Genomic DNA, 4,424 nt, shown 5'->3' with positions numbered 1-4,424 from the left:
GGATTCGGGTGGCCGGGCCTGGGGCGGGGCCGGTTGGCCGGCCCCCGGGATCTCGAAGGTCCGGACGGGTCCGGGGGTGCGGGGACCCGGCGACCGGCCCGGGGGTTCCCAGGCCGGCCGGGCCACGAGGTCGGGGCGGCCGGCCTCGGAGGGCCCGCGGCTGGGCAGCCGGTCGCTAGGGAAGCCACTTCCGCCAGATGTCGGGGTGTGCCTTGACCCAGTGTTCGGCCGCCTCCTCGGGCGACATCCCGCGGGCGGCGATCAGTTCGGAGACCTCGTTCTGGTCGCGCTCGGTCCAGTGGAACCGCTTGAGGAAGGCCGCGGCCTCGCCGCCCCTCCGGGCGAAGTCGGCGTTGAGGTACTTCTGCAACGGCGTGGTGGGGTAGGCGCAGTCCACGGTGGCCGGGTCGGCGGTGCCCCGCTCCGCGCAGGCGTCGGTGTACCGGGGCAGCTTCACCTCGACCATCGGCACCTGGTTGAACAGCCACTGCGGCGCGTACCAGTAGGTGAGGAAGGGCTTGCGCGCCTTGGCGAACTGCTTGATCTGGGTGATCTGGGCGGCCTCGGACCCCGCGAACACCACCTGGTAGTCCAGGTCGAGGTTGTCCACCAGCGCCTTGTCGTTGGTGACGTAGGAGGGCGAGCCGTCCAGCAACTGCCCCTTGCCCCCGCTCTCCGGGGTGCGGAGCCGGTCGGCGTACCGGTCGAGGTTCTTCCAGTCGGTGACGTCCGGGTGGGCGTCGGCGAAGTACTTGGGGACGAACCAGCCGATGTGGCCGGTGACGCCCAGGTCCCCGCCGGGGGTGATGGTCTTCTTGTCCTCGACGTACCGCCGCACCTGCTCGGGGTGGCCCCAGTCCTCCAGGATCGCGTCCACCCTGCCCTGGCTGAGCGCGTCCCAGGCCGGGACCTCGTCCACCTGCACGGTGTCCACCCGGTAGTGCAGTTCGTGTTCCAGCAGGTACCGGGCGACGGCCGTGTTGGACTGCGCGCCCACCCAGGACTGGACGGACAGGGTGACGGTCCTGGCGCCGTCCGCGTTCGCGTACGGGGAGGACTGCCGGGTCATGTCGGCCGCACCGCAGCCGGTGGCGGCGGCGGTGGCGGTCAGTACGGCCGCCGCGAGCAGCGCGCGACGGGTACGGATACGGGTGGCGGGGTGAGGCATCTCAGGCCTCCTTTCCCGGGCGGCGCGCGGTGGGCTGCGTCACCCGGTCGAGCATGAGTCCCAGGCAGACGATGGCCGCGCCCGCGACCAGCCCGGTGGCCAGGTCACCCTGGGCCAGGCCGTAGACGACGTCGTAGCCGAGGGCGCCGGAGCCCACCAGGCCGCCGATGATGACCACGGCGAGGACCAGGACCACGCCCTGGTTGACGGCGAGCAGCAGCGCGGGGCGGGCCAGCGGGAGTTGCACCTGCCACAGCTGCTGGGCCGGGGTGGCGCCCAGCGAGCGGGCCGATTCCAGGGCCGACGGGTCCACCTGCCGCAGCCCCTGGGTGGTGATGCGGATGACGGCGGGCAGCGCGTACACGATGGCGGCGGCCGCCGCCGGTGCCCGGCCGACGCCGAACAGCGCGACCACCGGGATCAGATAGACGAACTGCGGCATGGTCTGGCACACGTCCAGCACCGGACGCAGCGACCGCTCCAGACGCGGGGCGCGGGCCGCCGCGATGCCGATGGCGATGCCAAGCAGCAGGGTGACGGCGACGGCGGCCAGCACCTGGGAGAGGGTGTCCATGGAGGGCTCCCAGACCCCGAGCACGCCGATGGCGGCCATGGCGCAGGTGGCGGTCAGCGCGGTGCCCCAGGTGCCGATCAGCCAGGCCGTCGCGGCCACCACCAGCAGCACCGCCCACCAGGGCAGCGCCTGAAGGCCGTCGCGGAGCGGGTTGAGCACCCAGGTGACGTAGGCGGAGGCCCAGTCGGCGGTGCCGCCGATGGCCGGCACCCCGGAGTAGAGGTGGTCCACCATCCACTCCTTGCCCTGGTTGACGGGCTCGGCGATGGCCACCGTCCACCCGTCCGGCCAGCTCAGCGCACCCGCGGCGCGCCCGGCCAGGGCCACCACCGCGGTGATCAGCGCCGCCCCGGCCCAGGCCGGCAGGCCGCGCAGCGGCCACGGGCCGGTGGGTTCGGCCCCGGCCCGTTCGCCGGCGGCCGAGGTGGTGCGGTCCAGCACGACGGCGAGCAGCACGATCGGGATGCCGGCGGTCAGCGCCCGGCCCACGTCGACCGTGGAGAGCGCCTGGTAGACCTGGTCCCCCAGGCCGCCGCCGCCGATCACGGAGGCGATGACGGCCATCGAGAGGGCCATCATGATCGCCTGGTTGACGCCGAGCAGCAGTTCCCTGCGCGCCAGCGGCAGGCGTGCGGTCAGCAGCCGCTGCCGTCCGGTGGCGCCCAGCGAGGTCACCGCCTCCAGCACGCCGGGGTCGGCCTGCCGCAGCCCCAGCGCGGTCAGCCGGGCCATCGGCGGCGCCGCGTAGACGACGGTGGCCAGCACCGCGCCCGGCACGCCGATGCCGAAGACCATCACCACCGGCAGGAGATAGGCGAAGGCGGGCAGCACCTGCATGGTGTCCAGCACCGGTCGCAGCGCCCGGTGGGTGCGCCGCGACAGGCCGCCGGCCAGCCCGAGCACCCCGCCGACCAGCACCGAGGCGGTGACCGCCACGGCCATCAGGGCCAGCGTCTGCATGGTGGGCACCCACATGCCGAGCAGCCCGCACGCCGCGAACGAGCCGGCCGCGACGGCCGCCACCCGGGCGCCGGCGACCCGCCCGGCGAGCAGGGTGGCCGCGGCGGTGGTGCCGGCCCAGCCGAGGGCCAGCAGCGACAGGTAGACGGCGCGCACCGCGACGATGATGGCGTTGCTGATGTGCCCGAAGAAGTAGAGGAACACCGGGTGGCTGTCCCGGTTGTCGATGATCCAGTCGCTGGCGTCACCGAGCGGCCCGGACACGTCCACGGTCAGCGCGTGCGGCCAACTGCCGCTGGTCCATCGGCTGTGCGCCACCGGGACCAGCACGGCGGCGAGCACCGCCAGCACCAGCAGCTTGCGGACGGCCGGGTACCGCAGCCAGGCCCTCGGGGCGGCGGCGGTCGACGGTACGGGGGTGGCCGCTGGTGCGGCGTGGGCGCAAGTGGCCTGGGTGGCGTGGGTGGTGGCCTGGGTGCCGGTGTGGTGTGGGGCGGTGCCGGGAGCGGTGTGCGTGCCGATGGGATGCGGCGCGGTACCCGGGCCGGGCTCGGGGCCGGTGGGATGCGGCGCGGTGCCCCGGCCGGGCTCGGGGCCGATGGGATGCGGCGCGGTACTGGAGGTCATCCGGCCGCCTCCTCGGGCCGCAGGCCGGCGACCACCGCGAGCAGCCGCTGGTGGTCGACCACGCCGAGCAGTCGGGGGCCGTCCATCACCCGGGCCGGGCCGCCGCAGCGGGCGACCGCCTCGATGGCGGCGGCCACCGTGGTGTCGGGGGCCAGCGCGGGGCCGGTGGCGGGCTCGCCGGAGGCGATGGGACGCAGCGCGGTACGGACCGTCAGCACCTGCTCGCGCGGTACGTCGCGCACGAAGTCCCGTACGTAGTCGTCGGCCGGGGAACCGACGATCTCCTCCGGGGTGCCCAGCTGCACGATCCGGCCGTCCCGCATCAGGGCGATCCGGTCGCCGAGGCGAAGCGCCTCACCGAGGTCGTGGGTGATGAAGACCATGGTGCGGCCCTCGTCGCGGTGCAGCCGGATGACCTCCTCCTGCATGTCGCGGCGGATCAGCGGGTCGAGGGCGCTGAACGGCTCGTCGAAGAGCAGCACTTCGGGGTCGACGGCGAGGGCGCGGGCCAGTCCGACCCGCTGCTGCTGGCCGCCGGAGAGCTGCCCCGGTCGGCGCTGCTCCAGGCCGGCCAGGCCGACCTTGGCCACCATCTCGGCGGCCCGGGCGCGGCGCTGGGCCTTGCCTACGCCCTGGATCTCCAGCCCGTAGGCGACGTTGTCGAGCACCGAGCGGTGCGGCAGCAGCCCGAAGTGCTGGAAGACCATGGCGGCCCGGTGCCGGCGCAGATCGCGCAGTCGGGCCTTGTCCATGCCGACCACGTCCTCGCCGTCGATGGCGATGGCGCCGCTGGTGGGTTCGATCAGCCGGGTCAGGCAGCGCACCAGGGTGGACTTGCCGGACCCGGACAGGCCCATGACCACGAAGACCTCTCCGGGCCGCACGTCGAAGGAGACGTCGCGGACGGCGGCGGTGCAGCCGGTGCGCCGGCGCAGCTCGTCCGGGGGCAGCTCGGCCAGCGGGCCGCCCGGCACGCGGTCGGCCTTGGGCCCGAAGACCTTCCACAGGTTGCGGACGGCGAAGACGGGGGTGGCGGCGGGGGGCCGCGGCTCGACGGAGGTCCCGCCGACGGCGGCGGAGGCGGATCTCACGGAG

Annotated in this window: 3 protein-coding genes; all 3 read right to left on the bottom strand. The window is 74.5% G+C overall.

Annotation, left to right across the window (positions count from 1 at the left end; genetic code table 11):
- Positions 1–175: 175 nt before the first annotated feature.
- Genes E4099_RS29590 through E4099_RS29580 form a run of 3 tightly spaced genes read right to left on the bottom strand, consistent with a single transcriptional unit; the run spans position 176 to position 4,420 of the window.
- Positions 176–1,168: an ABC transporter substrate-binding protein gene (locus tag E4099_RS29590; RefSeq protein WP_135342185.1), complete on the bottom strand. Its 993-nt coding sequence runs from the start codon at positions 1,166–1,168 to the stop codon at positions 176–178.
- Between the two features lies 1 nt (position 1,169).
- The gene (locus tag E4099_RS29585) at positions 1,170–3,329 is read right to left on the bottom strand and encodes an ABC transporter permease (RefSeq protein WP_245245296.1); all 2,160 of its coding nucleotides are present in this window, start codon (positions 3,327–3,329) and stop codon (positions 1,170–1,172) included.
- Positions 3,326–4,420, bottom strand: coding sequence for a quaternary amine ABC transporter ATP-binding protein (locus tag E4099_RS29580; protein ID WP_135342186.1), 1,095 nt, complete (start codon positions 4,418–4,420; stop codon positions 3,326–3,328). Before E4099_RS29580 ends, E4099_RS29585 begins: the two co-directional genes overlap by 4 nt.
- Positions 4,421–4,424 lie beyond the last annotated feature (4 nt).

Source organism: Streptomyces palmae, from assembly GCF_004684805.1.
GTDB lineage: Bacteria > Actinomycetota > Actinomycetes > Streptomycetales > Streptomycetaceae > Streptomyces > Streptomyces palmae.
The sequence above is the reverse complement of the archived record's forward strand: the minus strand, read 5'-3'. Positions and strand labels throughout refer to the sequence as shown.

What these genes read in the sequence shown, in the direction of transcription:
- E4099_RS29590 (WP_135342185.1), bottom strand. Translation starts at nt 1,168, where the DNA reads ATGCCTCACCCCGCCACCCGTATCCGTACCCGTCGCGCGCTGCTCGCG.
- E4099_RS29585 (WP_245245296.1), bottom strand. Translation starts at nt 3,329, where the DNA reads ATGACCTCCAGTACCGCGCCGCATCCCATCGGCCCCGAGCCCGGCCGG.